We start from the raw sequence: 24,762 nt of genomic DNA, 5'->3' as shown, positions 1-24,762 counted from the left end.
TCGCTATGTAATTAAACGGAATTAATATAGGCACTGAGATGTCGGCAAAAAATATTCTTTGTAATCACACAGGCATGCAGGTCGAGTACGAAATTACATCGGGGTTTCAACTGGGAGCAATTATAAAAATGCAGGCCGACTGGCAGGCAGAAAAATCAATGGTTCTCAAAGAGATCATAGCCAAATATGGCGCTCAGTTGGATGATGAACATTTTGCTCAGGAAGCGCTTTTACGCTATAACTTGGCGGACTTGAACTGGGATTGGACTGCAAAAGCTTTTCACTGCAAATCTGACGACTATATTTGGTTTTTATTTATGGCCGAGGGTCATGTTCAGGGTGCCTGTGTTGTATACCACCCTAAGCAAAGTCGATTTGATGGAGATAATATTTTCTATATCGATTATATCGCCGCATCGTATAGTAATAGAGATCGTCCTGACTACACCCGAAGGTTTTCAGGGGTGGGGAGCCGTTTGATCTCTTTTGTCTCGAAATTCGTGCTAGACACGCTAAGTTATAGGCATGGATTTTGTCTCCATTCGCTTCCGACCGCCGAGCGTTATTATCGCGGTTTAGGTATGACGGAGTTTCCAGCTGATCCAGACAAAGAGAACCTAGTGTACTTTGAAGCCTGCCCCGTCACTGCTGCCAAAATAGCGGGGGCTGCATAATGTCCGATGACGAAGAAATGACTCAAGGCCAAGATTTTGCAGTATTGCACGGCCTTAGTAGATCTGCATCAAGCGTGTTCAAGGTTTTCTCAGAACTCAAAAATCGGTGTAAACCTTCTGTGCTCAAGGGGCGGACTCTCCCGAATGAAAGTATTGATGATTTCCTCTTGCGAGTCGCAATTTCGTCTACCTCAGGCAGTAGTACCCTCTATAGAAAAGCGGAAACTGCAAATGACGCACTAGCATTAGTGTGGCTAGCACTTGTAAAGGATCGGGCGACCAGTCTGTGCTTGAATCGAGACATCGCATTTCCGGCTGCCTTTACTGAGAAAGATCTGCGAGATGTTACTCGGCTCAGCCAGGATCCAAGCACCATAACAAAACTACCTGAGCTATTGGCTGAGCGCTACGGCATAATATTAGTAGTTGAGAAGTATTTGCCAGCTATGAAACTTGATGGCTGTGTTTTCAAGCTAATAAATGGTGTGCCAGTAATAGGGATAAGTGCTAGATATAACAGATATGATAATTTTTGGTTCACGTTGAGTCATGAACTAGCACATATTGTTCTGCATTATGAAAGTTTAGATTCTCCTATTGTTGATGACTTTGATCAGGCGTCAGACAGTGAAGTTGAAGTTGAAGCCAATCGTTTGGCTACGGATTCGCTTATTCCGCGTAATGTTCTTAGAAAAATAATGCTTAACCAAGGAAGTTTAAAGAGAGTTGTAGAGCTGAGCAATGAGGCTGAATGTCACCCAGCAATCGCCGCTGGTATGATTCGGCATAGGACGGGGCAGTGGACCCTGTACTCTGAGCTTGTAAATTTCATGGACGTGAGAAGCGAGCTAGGATTAAATGATTAAGTATTCCCCGTTTTTGAAGCTAAAGCTAAATGAGGCGAAAGCGTTAGAAGAGCTTCCTAGTCATATAGCTGGGCAGATTCGCCCTTTATTTGATATACCTCGAACAACAAAAATACAGTCAGAGGCAGGTATCATAAAGCGCATTGATATGGGGTTGAAATGCTTAAAAAAATTATATGAAGAAAAACATGCAATTGAATTTTATATAGATAACCATGATATCGATGATGACGTACACTTGAACGGAATGCATCAGTATGAATACATCCTGTCAAGGTTTTTTATTTTTAACCCAATCCCGGTTTTAGCGCTTGATCGAAACGCAAATCACAATACTGCGGCATTTTCATATTTAGCAAAAAAAGGTGGGAAAGTTGCTATCCGCCTTCAAAGAGAGGACATTGAAAGCTACAAGCTAACCAAGTCAGACATTGTAGACCTATACGGTGAGATCGCTAAGTACAACGTTACTGAGGTGCATCTGCTTTTGGATCTGCGTGTAATATCTGACGTAAATAGCGATTTTGCTATAGTTAATAGCTTTTTGGAAGGGTTCACTAAGGATTTCAGTTACGGGAATCTTATAGTTTCTGGATCAATAATTCCTTCAAATATAGCAGGACTTATAGGGACGAGTAAGCAGTTGCATGTGCACCGGAATGAAAAGCTTGTCTGGAATAGAGTCGTGTCAAAGTTTCCTGTGCAGTTCGGTGATTACGGAGTCGTTAGTCCCGACTATTCGGATGCAGATCTAGATCCTAAGTTACTTAGGCTAGTGTCTACTCCTAAAGTTTTTTATCCTTACGCAGATAGTTTTTTTATTTTGCGAGGTAGTTCGTTACACACTAATCCTAAAGGGAATAACCAATTTTTTGATATAGCCGATATGATAGTGCCAGAGGTTTTCTACCGTACTATAACTTACTCGTATGGGGACAAGTATATTCATGATCGGAGTTATTTGTCGGCCAAAAAGCCTGCTAAGGCGGGGTCGCAAGGCTCTTGGATAAAAGGAATGCTTTGCGCTCACATTACTTATATCGTCAATACTATATAGCCTGCCTGGACAAGATGGCGTCTCTTACTAAATCTAGAGTGAGGTCTTTCCTTAATAATGGACTTATAATTGATGCCAGTTCTTGCCTAGTATGTGACGTCTTTACTTTAAGGTTTGTTGAGTTCTTGGCTATGTTTACTAATTCGTCCTTCCAGAGAGTCATGAGTGCCATCTCTTTGTCGAACTGAGGATTAAGCTTCGCTCCTCGCTGATACTTCAGTATCACGTCTGGCCCATGCTCACTGGCTAGAATTATTCCCCAATACGGAGGAAGATTATTTTCTGCCCACTTTAGATGGTTTTTGGTTATTACCGCTGTCAATTTTGGGAATACTAGGTTGTAGAATCCAGCCTGTCTAGTTAAGCGGCTTACGTTGTCGGTTTCACCTTTAATCTCATAGCAGTGCATTTCTTTATAAAAAGCAACCACGTCAGCTATCGCGTTTCCATTCTGAATGCGTAACTCTTCAAGAATCTTCGATGCCGCAGGCCGTCGTTTTAACAGATGTTGCTTCAAAGCGAAGCGAATATGTTTGTCTTTTAAGCTCATAATAAAAATTCTAGCTGAAGTATCAACATCGGTAAACGCCTCGTCGAAACACAAACCGCTCTGCATTCGCCGCCACTATACGTCACTGAGCACCTATTCTCTAAAGCGGATGTTAGGTGCGCAGACCTGACTTGTCGGCGGTCGAGTACTTTCTAAATCTCTCTGGCGTCGAGTCACCGGGCTTTGCATGCGCTGGGCTCAATCGCCAATTGGACGATGGGCCGTATCCAGGGATTGTGTGAGGCATCAGCATAGATACCGTCGGCACGGCGCTCACGAAGCTCTTGGGCACCGAGCATGTATTGCTCTTCTATTGGGTCAGGGCGTCGCGAGCGCTCGTCGTTGTAGCTGGGGCGGCTGACCATTCTGACTGGATTCTCCGCAAGGTAAATTCCCCATTCGCGGCGTGCGACCTCAATCACGCACTGAAACAAAGCCAGCTCACGTTTCACCGTATTGCCTTTGCGGATCTTCAGGCGCTCGTCACGGTAGCGTGCAAAATCTGAAGAGGTGAGGCGTGATGCCAGCGGATGACGCTTGAGCTCTTCCAGACGTTTGATTTCCGAGTAAGCGCCTTTGTGCTTCGGAGCGATCTCGGAGATGTAGCGATCAATGAGTTGATGAAAGGCGGTGCGTTCAGCCTCGACGCGAGAGACAAAAATGCCCCGGTCGATTTCGCTTTCGATCATGCGTGCCCAGGCTTGGGCGTCGGATTTGGTTTCGAAGGTTTTGCGCTGGGCTGGATAGCCCTTACGGCGGATCTGCGCCTCCCACTGATACTCGCCGCGATTCCTGATTGTTGCCATTTCGACCATTCCCGCCACATTAAGTGTGGCAAATTTGTGGCAAAAACGACTTTCAGGACTAGGACAGGTTTCTGTCAGGAGCGCTATCCCCTTGTAATACAAGGGAAAGAAGATGGTGCACCAGGCGGGATTCGAACCCACGACCCCTGCCTTCGGAGGGCAGTACTCTATCCAGCTGAGCTACTGGTGCAGCGGGCGCCATGATACGCATATGCATTGCGGGCGTCCATGCTGCTGAATCGTCTGTGTTTTTTGAAGCTGTAACGGGCGTTTGCTACGTTGATCGGGAAAAATGCGTGAATGCGGCGTTTTTGTTCTTTTTTTCGAACGTCCTATTGTCCTTTAACCCCTTTGAACCTAGGATTCGTTTGAGATTTCAAACGCTCCTTGTCTGGATGCTGAGCCGCACGCGTTGCCAGTCGTGCGCTATATACGTGCTTCAGCCCGGTGAATGATTTCCCTGACGGCAGCCTTGCGAGGCGCCTTTCTACAATCATAATTTTGCTCCGCGCCCGTCGCGGTGCTGTTAAGGAAAGCCGACATGCAGCTTAAAGACACCCAGTTGTTCCGCCAGCAAGCCTTCATCGATGGCGCTTGGGTCGATGCGGACAACGGTCAGACGATCAAGGTCAACAATCCGGCCACCGGTGAGATTCTCGGCACCGTGCCGAAGATGGGCGCTGCCGAAACCCGCCGTGCCATTGAAGCCGCTGACAAGGCGCTGCCGGCCTGGCGTGCACTGACCGCCAAGGACCGCGCGAACAAGCTGCGGCGCTGGTTCGAACTGATCATCGAGAACCAGGACGACCTCGCGCGCCTGATGACCCTCGAGCAAGGCAAGCCACTGGCCGAAGCCAAGGGCGAAATCGTTTACGCCGCTTCGTTCATCGAGTGGTTCGCCGAAGAAGCCAAGCGCGTCTACGGTGACGTGATTCCGGGCCACCAGCCAGACAAGCGCCTGATCGTGATCAAGCAGCCAATCGGCGTGACCGCAGCCATCACCCCGTGGAACTTCCCGGCGGCGATGATCACCCGTAAAGCCGGCCCGGCCCTGGCCGCCGGTTGCACCATGGTGCTCAAGCCTGCTTCGCAAACCCCATTCTCTGCATTCGCTCTGGCCGAACTGGCCCAGCGCGCCGGCATTCCGGCCGGTGTGTTCAGCGTGGTGTCCGGCAGCGCCGGCGACATCGGCAGCGAGCTGACCAGCAACCCGATCGTGCGCAAATTGTCCTTCACCGGCTCGACCGAAATCGGTCGTCAGCTGATGGCTGAATGCGCGAAGGACATCAAGAAAGTCTCGCTGGAACTGGGCGGCAACGCGCCGTTCATCGTGTTCGACGACGCGGATCTGGATAAGGCCGTCGAAGGCGCGATCATTTCCAAGTACCGCAACAACGGCCAGACCTGCGTCTGCGCCAACCGTCTCTACATTCAGGACTCGGTCTACGACGCGTTCGCCGAAAAGCTCAAAGTGGCGGTGGCCAAGCTGAAGATCGGCAACGGTCTGGAAGACGGCACCACCACTGGTCCGCTGATCGACGAGAAAGCCGTGGCCAAGGTTCAGGAGCACATTGCTGACGCGATCAGCAAAGGCGCGACCGTGCTGGCCGGTGGCAAGGTCATCGAGGGCAACTTCTTCGAGCCGACGATTCTCACCAACGTGCCAAAAAATGCTGCCGTGGCCAAGGAAGAAACCTTCGGCCCACTGGCGCCTCTGTTCCGCTTCAAAGACGAAGCCGAAGTGATCGCGATGTCCAACGACACCGAGTTCGGTCTGGCTTCGTACTTTTATGCGCGTGACCTGGGCCGTGTGTTCCGTGTGGCTGAAGCGCTGGAGTACGGCATGGTGGGCGTCAACACCGGGCTGATCTCCAATGAAGTCGCGCCGTTCGGCGGCATCAAGGCTTCGGGCTTGGGCCGTGAAGGCTCCAAGTACGGCATCGAAGATTATCTGGAAATCAAATACCTCTGCCTGGGCATCTAAGCCCGGTCAGAGAACGCTTCAAGCGCGAAGGGCACGAGAGCGCTGTCCCTTTGCGCCGCTGCAAACCGCAATTTCTCTGCGGCCGGGAACGCCGTGGCAGTCGATCATCGCATGCTGCCGCCGCTGATTCCCCGCTGCTTCATCCTTGAACCGCGCCGCCCGATGAGCGGCGAATGAGGACTGTAATGAGCAAGACTAACGCTGAACTGATGGCCCGCCGTACCGCAGCTGTTCCACGTGGTGTAGGCCAGATTCACCCGATCTTTGCCGAGTCCGCGAAGAACGCTACCGTGACTGACGTTGAAGGTCGCGAGTTCATCGACTTCGCCGGCGGTATCGCCGTACTGAACACCGGTCACCTGCACCCGAAAATCATCGCTGCCGTGACCGAGCAACTGAACAAGCTGACTCACACCTGCTTCCAGGTTCTGGCCTACGAGCCGTACGTGGAACTGTGCGAGAAAGTGAACGCCAAGGTGCCGGGCGATTTCGCCAAGAAAACCTTGCTGGTCACCACCGGTTCCGAAGCTGTTGAGAACGCCGTGAAAATCGCCCGCGCCGCCACTGGCCGCGCTGGCGTGATCGCTTTCACTGGCGCTTACCATGGTCGCACCATGATGACTCTGGGCCTGACCGGTAAAGTCGTGCCGTACTCGGCCGGCATGGGCCTGATGCCAGGCGGTATCTTCCGCGCGCTGTACCCGAACGAGCTGCACGGCGTGAGCACTGACGATTCGATCGCCAGCATCGAACGCATCTTCAAGAATGACGCCGAGCCGAAAGACATTGCCGCGATCATCATCGAGCCGGTTCAGGGCGAAGGTGGTTTCTACGTCGCGCCGAAAGACTTCATGAAGCGCCTGCGTGCGCTGTGCGACCAGCACGGCATTCTGTTGATCGCTGACGAAGTACAAACCGGCGCTGGCCGTACCGGCACCTTCTTCGCCATGGAACAGATGGGCGTTGCTGCCGACCTGACCACTTTCGCCAAATCCATCGCTGGCGGCTTCCCGCTGGCCGGTGTGTGCGGCAAGGCTGAATACATGGACGCCATCGCGCCAGGCGGCTTGGGCGGCACTTATGCCGGCAGCCCGATCGCTTGCGCCGCCGCTCTGGCCGTGATGGAAGTGTTCGAAGAAGAAAACCTGCTGGATCGCTGCAAGGCGGTTGGCGAGCGTCTGGTGACTGGCCTGAAGGCGATTCAAGCCAAGTACCCGGTGATCGGCGAAGTCCGTGCACTGGGCGCGATGATTGCGGTCGAGCTGTTCGAAAACGGCGACAGCCACAAGCCGAACGCTGCTGCGGTGGCATCGGTTGTGGCCAAGGCCCGCGACAAGGGCCTGATCCTGCTGTCCTGCGGCACTTACGGCAACGTTCTGCGCGTACTCGTACCGCTGACCTCGCCGGACGAGCAACTGGACAAAGGCCTGGCGATCATCGAAGAGTGCTTCTCGGAGCTGTAATCCGCAGCACCGTGTGATCGGATCGACAAAAAACCCGCTTCGGCGGGTTTTTTCTTGCCTGTTGAAACACAACCGGCGATTGAGAGCTGTATCGAAACGCCAGCATTGGCTAAGGTTCAGGCATTGCAAGGGAGCGCGCGCATGACTGCCGTTGATTTACCCGCCGTACCGAGAGTGCTGATTGCCGAGGCCGACCCCTGGTCTCGTGACCTACTTAAACAAGTGTTGCTCAACGTGCGTTGCGATGCGCGGCTCGATCTGTGTGCCGATGGCCAAGAGGCGATGTCGCTGCTGCGCGACGTGCCCTATGACCTGGCCATTGTCGACTGGGAATTGCCCGGCATCGACGGTTTGAGCGTGTTGCGCAGCGTGCGCCAGCGCAAACGCAATCCGCCGCTGCCGTTCATTTTGATGAGCAGCCGCAACGACAGCGCCAGCGTGCGCGAAGCCCTGCCGCTGGCGCCGCTGGCGTATCTGACCAAACCGCTGAACATGGAAAGCCTGACCCAGCGCTTGCAGGATCTGCTGCTCGATGCCGGTGAAGAAGTGTTTTGCGAAGTGCCGGCATTGGCCGCCGGCATGACGCTGTCGGTGTTCCTCGAACGTCGCCGCGAGCAGGCCGACGGCGCGCCGTTGATGACCGACGTGCAAGTGGCGGTCAAACGCAGCCTCAATCCCAATGGCCTTGATCTGAAAGTGTTAGAGGATGAATTCCGTAAGGATCCGCAGATCACTGCGGTGTTGATCGCCGCCGCCAACAGCGCCGCGCAGCACCACGGCGCACCGGTACAGACGCTGGCGCAGGCCCTGCATCGGCTGGGCACCGGACAGAGCATGAACCTGATCCTCGGCCTGTCGCTCAAGCGTAGCGCGAAGCTCAGCGATCCATGTCTGGCGGACTACGCCGAGCGTTACTGGGGGCTGTCGCTGCACACCGCTGAGTACGCACGCACGCTGGCACGGCTGCTCGATCTGGATCAGGAGCGCTGCTATTGCGCAGGCATGCTGCATCGTCTCGGCGATCTGGCGCTGCTGCGTTGTTTGCAGGAATGGAAGCAGGCTGGCGGCGAGCTGGATGATCTGGAGGAAGTCGGCGAGGCGCTGGCCGAATTCGGTGCCGGTTATGGTTCGGCGCTGCGCACGCGCTGGCGTTTGCCACTGGAACTGCGCGAGTTGATTGCGGCGGTGTATCAGCTCGGTGGCGGGGTGTATTCGCGTGAAGCGCTGGTGATGAACATGGCCGCGCAGATGGCGCGGCTGACCGAGCATGAGGGCATTGAAGAGCTGGCGAAGAGTCGCACGGCGCGGTTGCTCAAGATCGGTTTGCCGGAGCTGCTGCGGATGCGTAAATAATGCAGCGACGCCGCTCCCACAGGGAGTTGCGTTAGCCGGAGATAATGCGGTTCTTGCCTTGGCGCTTCGCTTCGTACATCGACGCATCCGCCCGGGCAAACAGGCTGTCGAGGCTTTCGTCTTCGGCGGTCATGCTGGTCAATCCCTGACTGACGGTGACGCCAAACGTCTGCTCACCATGGCTGAAACTCAACCGCTGAATCTCCTTCTGCAAGCGCTCGGCGACTTGCATCGCCATGTCTGGCGCGCAGCCCGGAAACACCGCCGCAAACTCCTCACCACCAATCCGTCCAAACAGATCGCCCCGGCGCAATGACGCGCGTCCGCACTCGGCAATCTTCTGCAAAACGCTGTCGCCCTCCTGATGACCGAAGGTGTCGTTGATCAGCTTGAAGTCATCGATATCCAGCAACAGAAACGCCAGCGGCGCGCCTTGCAGGCGCGCCTGCGCGAACTCGCGGTGGGCGCATTCGAAGAAGTGTCGGCGGTTGCTGCTCTGGGTCAGCACATCGGTGGTGGCCAGGCGTTGCAGCTCGCTTTCCATTTGCTTCTTTTCAGTGATGTCTTCGGCAATGCCGACGATGATCACCGGTTGGCCGGGTTCGTCCTGGCGGTTGATGAAGCATTTGTCGCTGATCCAGCGCACCTGGCCGTCGGCGGCGATGATCCTGTACTCACGGTCTTCCACTGCGCCTTTGTGCAGCACGTCGGCGAGGCTGCGCTCGGCGTAGTCCAGATCGTCGGGGTAGATGCTGTCACGCCACTGGTTGTAGTCGGCCATCAGCAGTGCAGCGGAGCGGCCGAAAATCCGCTCATAGGCCGGGCTGACGTAAAGCACCTGACGGGTTTCCCAGTCAAACGCCCAAAGCACCGCGTTGACGCTGACCAGCAGCGAACTGAACAGCTGTTCGCGCTCGCTCAGTCGAGCGACTTCGCCTTGGGCGTGCATCAAAGCCATGAGGGTTTGCGCGGCTTCTGGCCACTGGGGGAGGGATGAGTCTTTTTGGTTGTTGTTGACCATCGGCACCAATCTCAAAAGGCGTGCCGCAAGTCGACAACGGCCACGGTTCAACCCGCCGGGGGTGGCGAAGTGTCATTGAGATAGGGGATTGAAGGGGAAGTTCCAAAGGGTGCGCCCGGGTCCGGGCGCACCGATCAATGGCTTCAGACTGCGGCGGGGCGCAGCGAGTAGGTTTTCAGCTGGTCGGCAAACTCGCGCAGGGATTGGATGCCACTGGCCTCAGCCTCGTGAATCCATTCCTTGATCGCCGCAAGCATGTCGTGGCCATTTGCGCTGGTCTTGACCCAGATCTGCTGCAAGGCCAGGCGTTTTTCGTAAATGACCTTCAGCGCGTGGCTGTGTTCGAGCATGCTCTGAATGCGCGCGTGGTGGCGATCTTCCAGCAGGCTGGTTTCGCGCGACAACAGGCGCTTGGCCCGGTGGAACTGGTGACGCACCGAATGATCGACCTTGGCCAGTTCCTGTTGGACCAACGGGCCAATCACCAACTTGCGGTACTGGGCCATGATCTGGAAGCGGTTGTTGAGGATCGCCATGGCGGTGTCCATGTCCAGATTGCCCTTGCCTTCGACGCGGTGGGCAATCGGCGCGACGCGCTGCACCTTGGCCAGACGCAGGAAGCAGAAGACTTTGATCCATGCCCAACCGAGGTCGAACTCCCACTTCTTCACCGACAGCTTGGCCGAGTTGGGATAGGTGTGATGGTTGTTGTGCAGTTCTTCGCCGCCGATCAGGATGCCCCACGGCACCAGATTGGTCGCCGCATCACGGCATTCGAAGTTGCGATAGCCGATGGCATGCCCGAGGCCGTTGATCACGCCGGCAGCCCACACCGGGATCCACATCATCTGGATTGCCCAGATGGTGATGCCGATGGTGCCGAACAGCAGCAGATCAATCACGCCCATGATCGCCACGCCCAGCAGCGGATAACGGCTGTAGAGGTTGCGTTCGATCCAGTCTTCGGGGCAGTTCTTGCCGTAGATGCGCAGGGTCTCGGGGTTCTGCGCTTCAGCGCGATACAGCTCGGCGCCGGTACGCAGCACCGTCGACAAACCCTTGATCACCGGGCTGTGCGGGTCATCGACGGTTTCGCACTTGGCGTGGTGTTTGCGGTGGATAGCGGTCCACTCACGGGTATTCTGCGCCGTGGTCAGCCACAGCCAGAAACGGAAGAAATGCTTCAGGCCGGCATTCAGCTCAAGCGAGCGATGGGCTGAATAGCGGTGCAAGTAGACCGTCACGCCAACAATCGTCACGTGGGTCATCAGCAGGGTGACTGCCACCAGTGACCAGGCCGACAAGCCAAGAAAACCTTCGTACCACATAGGCTATAGGGCCCTCGATAAAGATAAAAACAGCCGTAGCATTATCACCAAGCACACAGATAAAACCAGTCACCCTTTCAGATAAGAGATGGCTGAATGTTTCTTGACCTATAATCCAGCCTTTTTGTAGGGACATGGACGGCCGAATGTCTGCCACTTATCGCGATGCATTGCGTGCAGCGCTGCTTTACCTGGTACTTGCCGTTGTCTGGTTGCAGGGCACTGGTTATTTATTGAACAGTTTCTTCGATAGCTCCGTGGACGGCGCAGAAGATTTGCTGCATTGGCAACTGATCAACGGTTATCTGTTTGTGGCGATCAGTGCCGGTTTGATCTTCCTCGCCCGGGCGCGGTTATTCAGGTTTCTCGGCATCGGCGCGCGTCTGCGTGAGCGCGAAGCAGATCGCGAGCGCCTGCGTCAGGCCGCAGCGGTGTTCGACTGCACTCGCGAAGGTGTATTGGTGACCAACCGCGAAGGGCTGATCGTGCACGTCAACCGCGCGTTCATCGAGATCACCGGTTACCAGCGCGAAGAAGTCCTCGGCCAGCAACCCAGCCTGTTCAAATCCGGTCATCACCCGCCGGGTTTCTATCAGGCGATGTTCGCCACGCTGCAAGCCAGTGATGAATGGAGCGGCGAGATCTGGAACCGGCGCAAAAACGGCGAGATCTACCCGCAGTGGCAGACGATCCGGGTGATTCGTGACGATGACGGCCGACTCAGTCATTACGTAGCGGTGTTTTCCGACATCAGTGCGATCAAGGATTCCGAGCACGAGCTCAAGCGCCTCGCGCACCACGATCCACTGACCGACCTGCCCAATCGCCTGTTGTTCAGTGACCGCGCCGAGCAGGCGCTGGCTTCGGCGCAGACGCACAAGCGCGGCTGCGCGCTGCTGATGATCGATCTCGATCACTTCAAACTGATCAATGACAGCCTCGGCCATAACATTGGTGACCGCTTGCTCAAGGCCGTGGCCGGGCGTTTGCAGGAGTTGTTCGGGGCGGGCATCACTCTGGCGCGCCTCGGTGGTGACGAGTTCGCGGTGCTCGCGGAAAGTTGTCCACAGCCCGCGCAGGCCGCCGCTCTGGCGCAACGCATTCTCGACGGCCTCAAGCAGCCGTTCTGCCTCGAGGGTAATCCGCTGCTCATCCATGCCAGCGTCGGCATCAGCCTGTTTCCCAGCGATGCCTTGAGCGCCGAGCAACTGCTGCGCAACGCCGACGCGGCGCTGTTCAAAGCCAAGAGCAGCGGTCGCAACGGTTACGCGTTGTACACCGAGGAACTGACGGCCCATGCGCAACAACGGGTGGAAATCGCTTTCGAGCTGCGTCGCGCGCTGGAGCAGCAAGAGTTGCGCGTCTACTACCAACCGGTGCATGACCTGAAAAGCAGTCGCCTGATCGGCGTCGAAGCGCTGGTGCGCTGGCAGCATCCGCAGCGCGGGCTGGTGTCGCCGGCGGAATTCATCCCGATTGCCGAACGCACCGGGTTGATTGCCGAAATCGACGCCTGGGTAATGCAGCAGGCTTGTGAGCAGATGTGCCAATGGCAGCAGTCCGGCATCGTGCTGTCGTTTGTCGCGGTGAACGTGTCGTCGCGGCTGTTCGCCCGGCGTGAGTTGTATCAACAGGTGGCGCAGGTGCTGCACGAGACTGGGCTGGATCCGGCCTGTCTGGAACTGGAGGTCACTGAAAGCGCGGTGATGGACGACCCGGAAGTGGCGCTGGAGCAGATGCATCGTCTGCGCGAACTGGGCATTCGTCTGGCCATCGATGATTTCGGCACCGGTTATTCGTCGTTGTTGCGACTCAAGCGGCTGCCGGTGCAGAAGCTCAAGATCGATCAGGGTTTCGTCGCCGGGTTGCCGTGGGACGAGGACGACGCGGCGATTGTGCGGGTGATCGTCGCGCTGGCGCGGAGCATGGGCATGCAGGTGCACGCCGAAGGGATCGAACAGGTGGAGCAGGCCGCGTTTCTGCTCGGACAGGAATGCGATCTGGGACAAGGCTACTGGTTTGGGCGGCCAGTACCGGGGCAGGAAATCGATTGGGCCAGAGCGCCCGCCATCGGCTGAACGCGGCGCAAACCCTTGCCCTGTCACGTAATGTTTTTCAGTTATATAAACATTCTTAAATAGTCTTTTTAAGAATATCTAAAGCTCTCTTATATTGCTCCTACGCCGAACGCAGTGCCGCCCACTGCCAGGCATATTTCATCCAAAGGAGCAGCACCATGAGCGCATCCCTGCGTAGCGTTGACGGTCAGGACGAAAGCACCATCTTGCGCGAAATCCAGGCCGCTTTGCGCGACCTGCGATTCGGCGCGGTGGAAATCACTGTGCATAACGCCCAGGTGGTTCAGATCGAACGCAAAGAGAAATTCCGTTTGCAGCAACCTGGTAAACAGCCGGGCTGAGTTGAAAGTCAAAAGATCGGACGATCTTTAACCGGCAAACCCGATTCCAGATATTCATAAGAAAAAGCCACCACCAAGAATTCCAGGAGCTTTCACCATGTCGTCGATTCGCCGTTACGCTTTGGCCGCACTGGCCAGCGCTGTGTTTGCCGGTTCCGCGGTTGCCAAGGATTACGAACTGCTCAACGTGTCGTATGACCCGACGCGCGAGCTGTATCAGGATTACAACGCTGAATTCATCAATTACTGGAAGAAAGACCACGCTGGCGACAACGTGAAAATCCAGCAATCCCACGGTGGCTCGGGCAAACAGGGGCGTGCAGTGATCGATGGCCTGCGTGCCGACGTTGTGACCCTGGCCCTGGCCGGCGACATCGACGAAATCGCCAAGCTCGGCAAAACCCTGCCGGCCGATTGGCAGAAACGCCTGCCGGACGCCAGCACCCCATACACCTCCACCATCGTGTTCCTGGTGCGCAAAGGCAACCCGAAAGGCATCAAGGACTGGGGCGATCTGGTCAAGAACGACGTCTCGGTGATCACCCCGAATCCAAAAACCTCCGGCGGCGCACGCTGGAACTTCCTCGCCGCGTGGGCCTACGGTCTGAAAGCCAATGGCGGCAACGAAGCTAAAGCCAAAGAATACGTCCAGACCTTGTTCAAGCACGTTCCGGTGCTGGATACCGGCGCTCGCGGTTCGACCATCACCTTCGTCAACAACGGTCAGGGTGACGTGTTGCTGGCCTGGGAAAACGAAGCGTTCCTGGCGCTGAAAGAAGACGGCGGCGCGGACAAGTTCGAGATCGTCGTGCCTTCGTTGTCGATCCTTGCCGAGCCACCGGTAGCGGTGGTCGACAAGAACGCCGAGAAGAAGGGCAATGCGCAGATCGCCGAAGCCTATCTGAAACACCTGTACAGCCCGGCCGGTCAGGAAATCGCTGCAAAAAACTTCTACCGTCCACGTGACAAGGACGTAGCGGCCAAGTACGCCAAGCAGTTCCCGACGCTGGATCTGGTGACCATCGACAAAGACTTCGGCGGCTGGAAAAGCGCTCAGCCGAAGTTCTTCAACGACGGCGGTGTATTCGACCAGATCTATCAGGCGCAGTAATCTGAGCAGACCCGGACTCATTGTGGCGAGGGAGCTCGTCGGATCGCCGCACCGTCCCGCTTGAGTGCGCAGCGCTCATAAGAAATAGGGACTGCTGCGCAGTCCAGCGGGAGCAAGCTCCCTCGCCACACAACCAAGGACTTTTATGTCGCGTCGTATCTCCCCCGTCATACCCGGCTTCGGGCTGACGCTGGGTTACACCTTGGTGTACCTCAGCCTGATTGTGCTTATCCCGCTGGCGGCGATGTTTGTCCACGCCTCGCAGCTCACCTGGGATCAGTTCTGGACGATCATCTCCGCACCGCGCGTGCTGGCAGCCTTGAAGCTGAGCTTCGGCACCGCGCTGTGCGCGGCGATCATCAACGGCATCATCGGTACGCTGCTGGCCTGGGTGCTGGTGCGCTATACCTTCCCCGGGCGCAAGGTGATCGACGCGATGATCGACCTGCCGTTCGCTCTGCCGACGGCAGTAGCCGGCATCGCGCTGACCGCGCTGTACGCGCCTAACGGGCTGGTCGGGCAGTTCGCCGCCGACCTCGGCTTCAAGATCGCTTACACCCCGCTCGGCATTACTTTGGCGCTGACCTTCGTCACGCTGCCATTCGTGGTGCGTACGGTGCAGCCGGTATTGGCCGATATCCCGCGTGAAGTCGAAGAAGCTGCCGCGTGCCTTGGTGCCAAACCATTTCAGGTGTTCCGGCATATTTTGCTGCCGGCGCTGTTGCCAGCCTGGTTGACCGGTTTTGCCCTGGCGTTTGCCCGTGGTGTCGGCGAGTACGGTTCGGTGATTTTCATCGCCGGCAACATGCCGATGAAAACCGAGATCCTGCCGCTGCTGATCATGGTCAAACTCGACCAATACGATTACACCGGCGCCACTTCCATCGGCGTGCTGATGCTGGTGGTTTCCTTCGTCCTGTTGCTGCTGATCAACTTGCTGCAGCGGCGCATTGAAACCCCATAAGGAGGCGCGAACATGTCCCAATCGTCTATTGCGGCCGCTTCCTCGGCCAACGCTGCCCGGCGTGGCAGCGCGACTGCACGCAGAATATTGATCGGCCTCGGCTGGTTGATTTTTGCGCTGTTTCTACTGCTGCCGCTGTTCATCGTCGTATCCCAGGGTTTGAAAAACGGCCTCGGTGCATTCTTCACCGCGATCTTTGAACCGGATGCCTTGTCGGCGCTGAAACTCACGGTGTTCGCCGTGCTGATTTCGGTGCCGCTGAATCTGGTGTTCGGCGTCAGCGCCGCGTGGTGCGTGAGCAAGTACTCGTTCCGCGGCAAGAGCATGCTGGTGACGCTGATCGACCTGCCGTTCTCGGTATCGCCAGTCATCGCCGGTCTGGTCTACGTGTTGATGTTCGGCGCTCAGGGTCTGTTCGGGCCGTGGCTGCAGGAGCACGACATCCAGATCGTCTTCGCTTTGCCGGGTATCGTGCTGGCGACGATTTTCGTCACCGTGCCATTCGTGGCGCGTGAGTTGATTCCGCTGATGCAGGAGCAAGGCACGCAGGAAGAAGAGGCCGCACGCCTGCTCGGTGCCAATGGCTGGCAGATGTTCTGGCACGTCACCGTGCCCAACATCAAATGGGGCCTGATCTATGGCGTGGTGCTGTGTACCGCGCGGGCCATGGGCGAGTTCGGTGCGGTGTCGGTGGTTTCCGGGCACATTCGCGGGGTGACCAACACCTTGCCGTTGCACGTCGAGATCCTCTACAACGAATACAACCACGTGGCCGCGTTCGCTGTGGCGAGCCTGTTGCTGATCCTGGCGCTCTTCATCCTGCTGCTCAAGCAGTGGAGCGAAAACCGTATCAACCGCCTGCGCGCCAGCGCCGCGGAGGAATAATTCATGTCGATCGAAGTGCGTAACGTCAGCAAGAATTTCAATGCGTTCAAGGCGCTGGACAACATCAGCCTGGACATTCACAGCGGTGAACTGGTCGCGTTGCTCGGCCCGTCCGGCTGCGGCAAGACCACGCTGCTGCGGATCATTGCGGGCCTCGAAACCCCGGACAAAGGCAACATCGTATTCCACGGTGAAGACGTCTCCGGTCACGATGTGCGTGATCGCAACGTCGGTTTCGTATTCCAGCATTACGCCCTGTTCCGCCACATGACGGTGTTCGACAACGTCGCATTCGGCCTGCGCATGAAGCCGAAAAACCAGCGTCCGAGCGAAACCCAGATTGCGGCCAAGGTGCATGAGCTGCTGAACATGGTGCAACTGGACTGGCTGGCGGATCGTTATCCGGAACAGCTGTCCGGTGGTCAGCGTCAGCGGATTGCTTTGGCCCGTGCCTTGGCGGTCGAGCCGAAAGTACTGCTGCTCGATGAGCCGTTCGGCGCACTCGACGCCAAGGTGCGCAAGGAGTTGCGCCGCTGGCTCGCGCGTCTGCACGAAGATATCAACCTGACTTCGGTGTTCGTGACCCATGACCAGGAAGAAGCCATGGAAGTCGCCGACCGTATTGTGGTGATGAACAAGGGTGTGATCGAGCAGATCGGCTCACCGGGCGAGGTGTACGAAAACCCGGCCAGCGATTTCGTGTATCACTTCCTCGGCGATTCCAATCGCTTGCTGCTGAGCGACGACAATCACGTGCTATTCCGTCCTCACGAAGTGTCGTTGTCCAAGCATGAGCTGGAAGATCACCACGCTGCCGAAGTACGCGATATCCGGCCGCTGGGCGCGACCACACGGGTGACGTTGAAGGTTGAAGGGCAGACTGATCTGATCGAAGCGGAAGTGGTGAAAGATCACGACAGCCTGATCGGGTTGGCCAAGGGTGAAACTCTGTTCTTCAAACCCAAGGTCTGGCAGAAAGTCGCCAATCTCTAAAAGCATCGCGGGCAAGCCCGCTCCCACAGGTTCTTCGGCGAACACGTAATTTGTGAACGACTCGATCACTGTGGGAGTGGGCTTGCCCGCGATTGCGATCTACACAGCTGCGCGATTCGGATTGACCCGCACCGCTCCAGCCCGCGCCTCGATCTGCTCTTTCAATTCATGCCGCAACCCGAGCACGAACGCCAACTCCGCGACCACAAACAACGGCCCGACAATCAGCCCCGTTACATCATCGACAAACGCCGGTTTGCGCCCTTCGTAGTGATGCCCGACAAACTGGATCGCCCAGCCCACCACAAACATCCCCAGCCCGCTGCTCAGCCACACCAGCGTGCTCTGCTGCGCCAGCACATACCCGGCCCATACCGACAGCGCCAACAACGCCGTCATCAACACCCCGAGTTTCAATTCCAGTCGCAGGTAAAACCACGCTGAGGCTAGCGCCACCAGCACGGCAGGCGAAATCCACAATCCGCCAAGCGACCACTCCGGCCGCGACAGCAAAACCGCGACCGCCACTACGATCAGCGGAATCCCGATAAAGTGGCTGGCAATGTTGCGCGGGTCACGGTGGTAAGCGGCGTATTGACTCAAATGATCGACGAGGCTTTTCATTGTTGTTCCTCCTGTAGGGTGATCGCAGCATGTGCCGCAATCGGCGTTCACTCTGTCAGGCAGACGACAATCCAGGAGTGTTCATGGAAATGCGTTCACGGCTGCTGACCGGGCAGTGGTTCAGTCATCTGCCTGCGTCCTTTCAGGATAGTCTGCTGGCAGCGGCCAGGGAGCGGCGGCTGACGGCGGGGCAACGCTTGTTTCAGCGCGGCGATGCACCGTGCGGCTTGTACGCGGTACTCGACGGCGCCGTTCGCATCGGTGCGGTCAGTGAGCAGGGTAAGGAGGCATTGCTGAGTCTGGTGGAAGCGCCGCATTGGTTCGGCGAGATCTGCCTGTTCGATGGGCAGCCGCGCACTCACGACGCTTACGCGGTGGGGCCGTGTACGTTGCTGAATATTCCGCAGGCTGCGCTGCTGCAATTGCTTGATGAGCAACCGGTGTACTGGCGGCATCTGGCGCTGCTGATGACCCACAAACTGCGGCTGACCTTTATCAATCTCGAACAACTGAGCCTGTTGCCGGCTCCGGCGCGTCTGGCGCACCGTTTGCTGATGATTGCCGAAGGCTATGGCGAACTCGATCCGCCACGCCGGGTTTTGCAGCTGCCACAGGAACAGCTGGCGTCGATGCTGTCGCTGTCACGGCAGACCACCAATCAGATTCTCAAGGACTTGAAAGAGCAGGGAATTATTGGTCTCGGCTATGGGGAAATCGAGATTCTGGACATGCAGAAACTGCGCGCCACCTGTCAGATCTGACAGTAGCTGGCGCACATCGGGCGATGTAAAAGAGGTAGGTCAATCAAGACAACAAAAGGAGTTGAACCGATGAACAGTAAAGTAACCAGCGGCGTTGATCACACCAAACTGAATGAAAACAAGAGCATCGAACCGCCGGTGGTCAATAGCCCGAATGGTGACGTCAACAATCCCGTGAATTTTTCGGGCACCGCTCTGGCGGGCTGGATGGTGGTCGTTGTTTCAGTCCCGATTGATGGTACAGAGCTGGCATCGGCTACGGCTGATGCTAACGGTAACTGGACTAATGATTTCAACTTGGATGTACGTTCCTACTCCGCAGTCGCATTCCAGACGAATAACCGTGAAAGGTCGCCGTTCACGAAAATTTTCGATTTTAAAGTTGTAGGCCCCTAAATCACTCAAAACCCTTGCGGGAGCTAGCAGGCTAGCTCCCACATGGAGTCATGTGTTGTTCTTACGACCCGCGATAGGTCGAGAAGCCATAAGGGCTCAGCAGCAACGGAATGTGGTAGTGCTGATCCGTCTGCTTAACCTGAAAGATCACCGGAATCTCCGGAAAAAACGTTTCATGTTTAGCCTTCTCGAAGTACTCGCCGGTCTTGAACACCACCCGGTACTCACCCGCCTCAAACGGCTTGTTAGCCGGGAACAGTTCGGCAATCCGCCCCTGCTCATTGGTGGTGCCTTTAGCCAGCGGCTGCCAGTCCTGGCCGACGTGTTTCTCCAGCGTGACGTTGATGCCCGGCGACGGCAGGCCGTTTTCCAGGTTGAGCACGTGCACGCTCAAAGGGTTGCCGGCGGCCAGCGCCAGGCTTGAAAAAGCGCTCAGGCCGAGTGCCGCGAAAGTCATACGCAAAGCAGTCATGGTGATTCTCCTTGGTTCAAGAACGGTTGAAGGACAGGCCGACCCTCTCGGCAGCCTTGATCGCACAGTTTTCGTCTTGCTCACCGCCGCCGGAACCGGCCACACCCATGGCACCGACCAATTCCTTGCCGGCAAACAGCGGAATCCCGCCGCCGAGCAACAGCAACTCATCAAGGGTGTTGAGGTTGGCGGTTTCCGGATTGCTGCGGGCGCGCTCGGCGAAAAGTCGGGTCGGGGTTTTCGTCGACAGCGCGGTGTAGGCCTTGCGCTGGCTGGCAGCTGTGTTGTGCGGGCCGATTCCGTCACCGCGCAGGGTCACCAACAGGTTGCCGCCACGGTCGAGCACCGACACCGTACCGCTGCAGTTTTCCAGCGCCATGTCGGCGAGCAGTCGTGCGTTTTTCAGGTCGAGGTCGGCGTGACGCGGCAGTTCAGGCGCGGCAAACGCGCCGCTGCTGAGGCTGATCGCGAGGCTGGCAATCAAGTATTTGACGGTCATGGGCAAGCTCCAGAAACTGAGGTCGCCACCTTAGCCGCCGGTCACCGTCGAAACCTCGTCAGGCGGATTACAAGTTTGTAATGGGCAAAACCGCCGAAGGCGCCTAGCCTGTGTGCCTGAATAATCGAGGTGTGCCATGCGTTTGCTGGTTGTAGAAGATGAAGCCAAAACCGCGAATTTCCTCGCCAAAGGGCTGGGAGAGTCGGGTTTTGCGGTAGATGTGGCGCTCAATGGCCTCGACGGGCGCTACTTCATCGAGCAGCAGGAATACGACCTGATCATCCTCGACGTGATGCTGCCGGGTCTCAACGGTTGGCAATTGTTGCAACTGATCCGCCAGCGCGGCGCCACGCCAGTGCTGTTTCTGACGGCGAAGGATGCCATTGAAGACCGCGTTCGCGGCCTCGAACTTGGCGCCGATGACTACCTGCTCAAACCTTTCGCCTTCGCCGAGTTGCTGGCGCGCGTGCGCACGCTGCTGCGCCGCGGGCCGATGCGCGAAGCCGAGTCGTACAGCATCGCCGATCTGGAAATCGACGTACTGCGGCGGCGGGTCAGTCGGGGAGGTCAGCGCATTTCACTGACCAACAAGGAATTCGCTTTGCTGCAATTGCTCGCCAGCCGTCAGGGCGAAGTGTTGTCGCGTACGCTGATCGCCTCGCAGGTGTGGAACCTGAATTTCGACAGCGACACCAACATGGTCGAGGTCGCGGTGCGGCGTCTGCGCTCGAAGGTCGATGATCCGTACATGCCGAAGCTGATCCACACCGTGCGCGGGGTCGGCTATCAACTGGAAGCGCCGGACGATGCGCTCTAGATCCATCGCCTGGCGTCTCGCCCTGGCGTTCGCCGCGGTCTGCGCTTTGGTACTCAGTGCCATTGGCCTGTTTCTGTATCGCTCGCTGGCCTCGGAAATCGCCTGGCGCGACGACATGGCGTTGCTCGGTCGTCTGGAGCAAGTGCGCGCCTTGCTTGCTGACAGCGACAGTCTCGACGCCTTGCAGGCGCGGCCACGGCTGTATCAGAACATGCTCGGCAACCTCGACAGTTTGCTGCTGGTGCGCCGTGCGGACGGCTCCAGCGTAATCGCGATCAACCCGCGCCAGCGCAGTCTTCCCGACTTGAACGCGATCCCCCGCGACCAATCCCCGCAACGCGGCGATGTGTTGACTTGGCAGGCGCCCGACGGGGCTGAACTGGCTTTGTTATCCGGCCAGGCCCAAGGTCCGAACGGCGAAGCGCTTACGGTGATTGCCGGCAAAGTGCTGAGCGAACGCGAGCAGATGCTCGGTAGTTATCGCATGCGCTTGTATCTGGCAGTCGGTCTCGGTGCTGTGCTCGCCTTTGCACTCGGTCTGTTGCTGTTACGCCGTGCCTTGCGTCCTCTGGGCAAACTGAGCGAAGCGGTGCGCGGCATCGACCTGCGCAGCCTCGATCGACGTTTGCCGGCGGACGACACACCAGCTGAATTACTCGAACCGGTACAAGCGCTCAACGGCATGCTGGCGCGGCTGGACGACAGCTTCCAGCGTCTTTCGCAGTTCTCCGCCGACCTCGCCCACGAAATCCGTACGCCGCTGCACACCTTGCTCGCGAGCAACGGCCAGGCGCTGAATCACCCGCGCAGCAGCGCGGAATATCAGGAAGTGCTGGCCTCGAATATGGAGGAATTCGAACGGCTCAAGCGCATGGCCGAGAATTTGATGTTCCTTGCGCGCGCGGAGCAGGCCGAGCGCGCGCTCGATCTGCGCACGCTGGATCTAAACGAAATTGGCGAAGAGTTATGCGACTACTTCGAAGCCTTGGCCGATGACCGGGGAATCCGACTGGAAAACAACCTCAGCGGCGAGTTGTTCGCCGATCAGCAACTGCTGCAACGCGCCTTGGGCAATCTGTTGGCCAACGCGGTTCGCCATGCCGATATCGATTCCGTGATCAGCCTGCGTCGGCGCGATGAACCGGGAGTGTGCTGGCTGCAAGTCCACAACCACGGCCCGGCGATCCCGAACGAACACCTGAGCAAACTGTTCGACCGCTTCTACCGCGTCGATCCGGCCCGTGCTGAACCGGGTGATTCCGGGGGCTTGGGGCTGGCGATCGTGCAGTCGATCATGCAACTGCATGGCGGCCAGGTGCGGGTTAGCAGTGATGCGCGGGGTACGGTTTTTGAGCTTGGATTTTTGTTGATCTGACTGACGCCATCGCGGGCAAGCCCGCTCCCACAGGTTTTTGTGTTGGACACAAAACGCCCATTCCCTGCAGATCCCTGTGGGAGCGGGCTTGCCCGCGATGGCGTAATTGAATCCAGCACAAATTCTGCTCAACGCATCTGATCCCGAAACTGCCCCGGCGTCATCCCGGTCCAGCGCTTGAACGCGCGGCTAAAGCTGCTGGTATCCGCGAATCCCAACAAATAACTCACCTCACTCAGCGAACATTGCGGATCGCGCAAATGCAGCAGCGCCAGATTCTCGCGGCTTTCGTTAAGCAGCGTGTCGAAGCGGCAGCCTTCATCTGCCAAATGCCGTTGCAGGCTGCGTAAGCTCAGGTGCAAAGCCTGGGCGATGCGTTCGGCGCTGGGTTCGCCTTCGGGCAGTTGTTCTTCAATCGCGTCGCGCACTTTGCGCTCCCACGTCAGGGGTTTGAGCTGGGCGAGGGTGCGTTTGAGCACGGTTTCGTTGTGCTCGGCGAGTTCCGGGTTGGCGTCGTCGAGGTGGCTGTCGAAGTCGCTCAGCGTGAATTCGATGCGATCCACCTCGGCGGCGAAATGCACCGGCGAGCGAAAGACTTTGTGCCATTGATGCGCATCAGCCGGTTCCGGGCGTCGTAGATAGACTGCCAGCGGTGCGTAATCGCGGCCGAGGCGATTGCGGCAGGTACGGACGTAGATTGCGGCGAAGGCATCGATGGCTTCGAACGCGGGAGCCGGATTACCGACCGGGATTTTCAGGCTGAAGCGATAGCGATCCTCTGTGCGCACGAGCTCCAACTCCAGCGCATCGCTGACCACCTGGTGATAACGCACGATGCGCTCGAACACCTCGCGCAGGCTGCCACTGGCGACCAGCGCATAGCCCAGTGCGTGAAACGTAGTCGGGCTGACGAACCGCGACACGCGCAGGCCGAGCGCCGGATCGCCACTGGCCTGTACCGCAATCTCCCACAGGCGTGTGGTACCGGACAACGGATAGCGCGCGTTGGGGTCGTCCATCAGCACTGGATCGAGCCCGGCCTGTCGGCACAGGGCAGTGCTGTCCAGCCCCAGCGCATCGAGTTGCTTGCGCAGGGCACGGGTCCAGCTGGCAAGTGAGGTCGGTTCCGTCATGCTGATTGGCGCTTCCGGTCAACAGGTTGGCGTTTTCGGCTACCGTGTTCGTCATCTGCGCAGGGCAGGATGCGAACATCATAAACCCGAGGATGGAAGCATGGACGGTACTTCTGCAAGTCCCCAGCAATACAATGCTGCTCAGCGATCCGCGCATATTCGCCAAGTGGTGCTGGCAAAGGGTGTAGAGCTACGCGAGCGCTACCCGATTCTCAAGCATCAGGACGCGCTTGGTGCAGGGATTCTGACGTTCGCATTGTTCGGAATGATCGGCTCGGCGGCGCTGTACATCACCGGGCATATGGCGTGGTGGGTGTGCCTGCTGCTCAACGCGTTTTTCGCATCCTTGACCCACGAACTGGAACACGACCTGATCCACAGCATGTACTTTCGCAAACAGCGCGTGCCGCACAACCTGATGATGGGCCTGGTCTGGCTGGCGCGGCCGAGCACGATCAATCCGTGGATCCGTCGGCATCTGCACCTCAATCACCACAAGGTCTCGGGCACCGAGGCCGACATGGAAGAACGCGCAATCACCAACGGCGAGCCGTGGGGTTTTGCGCGGTTGCTGATGGTCGGGGACAACATGATGTCGGCGTTCATCCGCTTGCTGCGAACGCCGACGTGGGCGCACAAGTGGAACATTCTGAAAAAGGTTTTCAAGGTCTACGCGCCGCTGGCGCTGCTGCATTGGGGTGCCTGGTATGTGTTTCTCGGATTTCACGCGGCCAATGGCATCGCGTATCTAAGCGGCTCGCCCATCGAATGGTCGGTGACCACGCTGGCAGTGATGCAGGTGATCGACATCGCGGCTGTAGTGATCATTGGCCCTAACGTACTGCGCACTTTTTGCCTGCACTTCGTCAGTTCAAACATGCATTACTACGGCGATGTCGAGCCGGGCAATGTGCTGCAGCAATGTCAGGTGTTGAACCCTTGGTGGCTGTGGCCGTTGCAGGCGTTCTGTTTCAACTTTGGCAGCAGCCACGGCATCCATCATTTTGTGGTGAAGGAACCGTTTTATATTCGGCAGATGACCGTGCCGGTGGCGCATAAGGTGATGCGCGAGATGGGGGTTCGGTTTAATGACTTCGGGACGTTTGGCCGGGCGAACCGGTTTGTTCGCAAAGAAGCCGTGGCACAGGAAGAAGTGCGTACAGCCCGGGCTTGATGGGTGAGTTTGAGGGCCTCATCGCTGGCAAGCCAGC

At 57.3% G+C, this 24,762-nt stretch carries 25 protein-coding genes and 1 tRNA gene; 17 read left to right on the top strand and 9 right to left on the bottom strand.

Annotated elements, in window-relative coordinates:
- The first annotated feature begins 38 nt into the window (after positions 1-38).
- Genes ACP7BN_RS05080 through ACP7BN_RS05070 form a run of 3 tightly spaced genes read left to right on the top strand, consistent with a single transcriptional unit; the run spans position 39 to position 2,597 of the window.
- A complete protein-coding gene (locus ACP7BN_RS05080; protein ID WP_426202125.1) occupies positions 39-674 on the top strand; it encodes a hypothetical protein in 636 nt (211 codons plus the stop codon).
- On the top strand, positions 674-1,540 hold the full coding sequence (locus ACP7BN_RS05075) for an ImmA/IrrE family metallo-endopeptidase (protein WP_426202123.1): 867 nt from the start codon (positions 674-676) through the stop codon (positions 1,538-1,540). The genes ACP7BN_RS05080 and ACP7BN_RS05075 overlap by 1 nt, the downstream gene beginning before the upstream one ends.
- On the top strand, positions 1,533-2,597 hold the full coding sequence (locus ACP7BN_RS05070; RefSeq protein WP_426202121.1) for a beta family protein: 1,065 nt from the start codon (positions 1,533-1,535) through the stop codon (positions 2,595-2,597). The genes ACP7BN_RS05075 and ACP7BN_RS05070 overlap by 8 nt, the downstream gene beginning before the upstream one ends.
- On the opposite strand, the gene ACP7BN_RS05065 is transcribed toward ACP7BN_RS05070, so the two are convergent.
- From ACP7BN_RS05065 to ACP7BN_RS05055, 3 genes are all read right to left on the bottom strand, one after another.
- Positions 2,590-3,213 carry a sce7726 family protein gene (locus ACP7BN_RS05065; protein ID WP_426202119.1) on the bottom strand — a complete coding sequence of 208 codons (624 nt, stop codon included), beginning with the start codon at positions 3,211-3,213 and terminating at the stop codon, positions 2,590-2,592. The genes ACP7BN_RS05070 and ACP7BN_RS05065 overlap by 8 nt on opposite strands.
- Positions 3,214-3,320: 107 nt before the next feature.
- On the bottom strand, positions 3,321-4,094 hold the full coding sequence (locus ACP7BN_RS05060; RefSeq protein WP_426202117.1) for a Shufflon-specific DNA recombinase: 774 nt from the start codon (positions 4,092-4,094) through the stop codon (positions 3,321-3,323).
- A tRNA-Arg gene (locus tag ACP7BN_RS05055) sits at positions 4,067-4,143 on the bottom strand. The genes ACP7BN_RS05060 and ACP7BN_RS05055 overlap by 28 nt, the downstream gene beginning before the upstream one ends.
- Before the next feature lie 351 nt (positions 4,144-4,494).
- Here ACP7BN_RS05055 and gabD point away from each other — a divergent pair.
- From gabD to ACP7BN_RS05040, 3 genes are all read left to right on the top strand, one after another.
- Positions 4,495-5,937, top strand: coding sequence for an NADP-dependent succinate-semialdehyde dehydrogenase (gene gabD / locus ACP7BN_RS05050; RefSeq protein ID WP_426202115.1), 1,443 nt, complete (start codon positions 4,495-4,497; stop codon positions 5,935-5,937).
- A 185-nt stretch (positions 5,938-6,122) separates the two neighbouring features.
- On the top strand, positions 6,123-7,400 hold the full coding sequence (gene gabT, locus ACP7BN_RS05045; protein WP_420646693.1) for a 4-aminobutyrate--2-oxoglutarate transaminase: 1,278 nt from the start codon (positions 6,123-6,125) through the stop codon (positions 7,398-7,400).
- 141 nt (positions 7,401-7,541) lie between these two features.
- On the top strand, positions 7,542-8,753 hold the full coding sequence (locus tag ACP7BN_RS05040) for an HDOD domain-containing protein (RefSeq protein WP_426202113.1): 1,212 nt from the start codon (positions 7,542-7,544) through the stop codon (positions 8,751-8,753).
- A 31-nt stretch (positions 8,754-8,784) separates the two neighbouring features.
- On the opposite strand, the gene ACP7BN_RS05035 is transcribed toward ACP7BN_RS05040, so the two are convergent.
- Both ACP7BN_RS05035 and desA read right to left on the bottom strand, forming a co-directional pair.
- A complete protein-coding gene (locus ACP7BN_RS05035; RefSeq protein ID WP_426202111.1) occupies positions 8,785-9,774 on the bottom strand; it encodes a GGDEF domain-containing protein in 990 nt (329 codons plus the stop codon).
- 143 nt (positions 9,775-9,917) lie between these two features.
- Positions 9,918-11,102 carry a delta-9 fatty acid desaturase DesA gene (desA, locus tag ACP7BN_RS05030; RefSeq protein ID WP_426202109.1) on the bottom strand — a complete coding sequence of 395 codons (1,185 nt, stop codon included), beginning with the start codon at positions 11,100-11,102 and terminating at the stop codon, positions 9,918-9,920.
- Between the two features lie 146 nt (positions 11,103-11,248).
- Here desA and dibA point away from each other — a divergent pair, with 146 nt between their 5' ends.
- The 6 genes from dibA (at position 11,249) to ACP7BN_RS05000 (ending at position 17,474) form a co-directional block, all read left to right on the top strand.
- The gene (dibA, locus tag ACP7BN_RS05025; RefSeq protein WP_426202107.1) at positions 11,249-13,180 is read left to right on the top strand and encodes a phosphodiesterase DibA; all 1,932 of its coding nucleotides are present in this window, start codon (positions 11,249-11,251) and stop codon (positions 13,178-13,180) included.
- 158 nt (positions 13,181-13,338) lie between these two features.
- Positions 13,339-13,521 (top strand): sulfur starvation response protein OscA, encoded by a 183-nt coding sequence (oscA, locus tag ACP7BN_RS05020; protein WP_420646698.1) that lies wholly within the window; start codon positions 13,339-13,341, stop codon positions 13,519-13,521.
- 97 nt (positions 13,522-13,618) lie between these two features.
- Positions 13,619-14,632: a sulfate ABC transporter substrate-binding protein gene (locus ACP7BN_RS05015; RefSeq protein WP_426202104.1), complete on the top strand. Its 1,014-nt coding sequence runs from the start codon at positions 13,619-13,621 to the stop codon at positions 14,630-14,632.
- A gap of 145 nt (positions 14,633-14,777) precedes the next feature.
- Positions 14,778-15,596: a sulfate ABC transporter permease subunit CysT gene (gene cysT, locus ACP7BN_RS05010; RefSeq protein WP_420646700.1), complete on the top strand. Its 819-nt coding sequence runs from the start codon at positions 14,778-14,780 to the stop codon at positions 15,594-15,596.
- A 12-nt stretch (positions 15,597-15,608) separates the two neighbouring features.
- A complete protein-coding gene (gene cysW, locus ACP7BN_RS05005) occupies positions 15,609-16,481 on the top strand; it encodes a sulfate ABC transporter permease subunit CysW (RefSeq protein ID WP_426202102.1) in 873 nt (290 codons plus the stop codon).
- Between the two features lie 3 nt (positions 16,482-16,484).
- Positions 16,485-17,474, top strand: coding sequence for a sulfate/molybdate ABC transporter ATP-binding protein (locus ACP7BN_RS05000; protein ID WP_420646702.1), 990 nt, complete (start codon positions 16,485-16,487; stop codon positions 17,472-17,474).
- A 99-nt stretch (positions 17,475-17,573) separates the two neighbouring features.
- On the opposite strand, the gene ACP7BN_RS04995 is transcribed toward ACP7BN_RS05000, so the two are convergent.
- On the bottom strand, positions 17,574-18,098 hold the full coding sequence (locus tag ACP7BN_RS04995; protein WP_426202101.1) for a DUF962 domain-containing protein: 525 nt from the start codon (positions 18,096-18,098) through the stop codon (positions 17,574-17,576).
- Positions 18,099-18,181: 83 nt separating this feature from the next.
- Between ACP7BN_RS04995 and ACP7BN_RS04990 the strand changes: the two genes are divergently transcribed.
- Entirely contained in the window at positions 18,182-18,859 is a 678-nt protein-coding gene (locus ACP7BN_RS04990) for a Crp/Fnr family transcriptional regulator (RefSeq protein WP_426202099.1), read from the top strand.
- 69 nt (positions 18,860-18,928) lie between these two features.
- A complete protein-coding gene (locus ACP7BN_RS04985; protein ID WP_426202097.1) occupies positions 18,929-19,255 on the top strand; it encodes a hypothetical protein in 327 nt (108 codons plus the stop codon).
- Positions 19,256-19,316: 61 nt separating this feature from the next.
- Here ACP7BN_RS04985 and uraH read toward each other — a convergent pair whose 3' ends face one another.
- Complete coding sequence (uraH, locus tag ACP7BN_RS04980) at positions 19,317-19,727, bottom strand: hydroxyisourate hydrolase (RefSeq protein ID WP_426202096.1); 411 nt, start codon at positions 19,725-19,727, stop codon at positions 19,317-19,319.
- Positions 19,728-19,743: 16 nt separating this feature from the next.
- The gene (locus tag ACP7BN_RS04975; protein ID WP_426202094.1) at positions 19,744-20,226 is read right to left on the bottom strand and encodes a GlcG/HbpS family heme-binding protein; all 483 of its coding nucleotides are present in this window, start codon (positions 20,224-20,226) and stop codon (positions 19,744-19,746) included.
- Positions 20,227-20,362: 136 nt separating this feature from the next.
- On the opposite strand from ACP7BN_RS04975, the gene ACP7BN_RS04970 reads away from it, so the two are divergent.
- Both ACP7BN_RS04970 and ACP7BN_RS04965 read left to right on the top strand, forming a co-directional pair.
- A complete protein-coding gene (locus tag ACP7BN_RS04970; RefSeq protein WP_420646708.1) occupies positions 20,363-21,043 on the top strand; it encodes a heavy metal response regulator transcription factor in 681 nt (226 codons plus the stop codon).
- Positions 21,033-22,418: a heavy metal sensor histidine kinase gene (locus tag ACP7BN_RS04965; RefSeq protein WP_426202092.1), complete on the top strand. Its 1,386-nt coding sequence runs from the start codon at positions 21,033-21,035 to the stop codon at positions 22,416-22,418. The genes ACP7BN_RS04970 and ACP7BN_RS04965 overlap by 11 nt, the downstream gene beginning before the upstream one ends.
- A 128-nt stretch (positions 22,419-22,546) precedes the next feature.
- Here ACP7BN_RS04965 and ACP7BN_RS04960 read toward each other — a convergent pair whose 3' ends face one another.
- Positions 22,547-23,551 carry an AraC family transcriptional regulator gene (locus tag ACP7BN_RS04960; RefSeq protein WP_426202089.1) on the bottom strand — a complete coding sequence of 335 codons (1,005 nt, stop codon included), beginning with the start codon at positions 23,549-23,551 and terminating at the stop codon, positions 22,547-22,549.
- Between the two features lie 100 nt (positions 23,552-23,651).
- Here ACP7BN_RS04960 and ACP7BN_RS04955 point away from each other — a divergent pair, with 100 nt between their 5' ends.
- Positions 23,652-24,725: a fatty acid desaturase gene (locus tag ACP7BN_RS04955; protein WP_426202087.1), complete on the top strand. Its 1,074-nt coding sequence runs from the start codon at positions 23,652-23,654 to the stop codon at positions 24,723-24,725.
- The last annotated feature ends 37 nt before the right edge of the window (positions 24,726-24,762 follow it).

Origin of the sequence: Pseudomonas sp. TWP3-1 (genome assembly GCF_049896625.1) — a bacterium.
GTDB lineage: Bacteria > Pseudomonadota > Gammaproteobacteria > Pseudomonadales > Pseudomonadaceae > Aquipseudomonas.
This window is presented reverse-complemented; position numbering and strand designations above follow the sequence as displayed.